1 protein-coding gene is annotated in these 530 nt (G+C 70.2%); it reads right to left on the reverse strand.

Annotated features, from left to right (window positions below; translation table 11 throughout):
- Positions 1-530, reverse strand: a 530-nt coding sequence (locus tag DID96_RS37960; protein WP_124604423.1) for an aldehyde dehydrogenase family protein, incomplete at both ends; no start/stop codon positions are given.

The raw sequence follows: 530 nt of genomic DNA on the forward strand, positions 1-530 counted from the left end.
TTGCGATACTTCGATGCGATCGCGCCCTGCACGGCCGCGTCGAGATCGGCGTCGTCGAACACGATGAACGGCGCGTTGCCGCCCAGCTCCAGCGACACCTTCTTGACCGTCGGCGCGCACTGCGCCATCAGCAGCCGGCCGACCGGCGTCGAGCCCGTGAACGACAGCTTGCGCACGACCGGGTTCGACGTCAGCTCGCCGCCGATCGCCTTCGGGTCGCCCGTGACGACGCTGAACACGCCGGCCGGCACGCCCGCGCGCTCGGCCAGCACGGCCATCGCGAGCGCGGAGAACGGCGTCGCCTCGGCCGGCTTCACGACGATCGGGCAGCCTGCCGCGAGCGCCGGGCCGACCTTGCGGGTGATCATCGCCGCCGGGAAGTTCCACGGCGTGATCGCCGCGCACACGCCGATCGCTTCCTTCGTCACGACGATGCGTTTGTCGTTCGCCGGCGTCGGGATCGTGTCGCCGTACACGCGCTTGCCTTCTTCCGCGAACCACTCGAGGAACGACGCCGCGTAGCCGATCTC

This window comes from Burkholderia sp. Bp8963 (genome assembly GCF_003854275.1).
Lineage (GTDB): Bacteria > Pseudomonadota > Gammaproteobacteria > Burkholderiales > Burkholderiaceae > Burkholderia.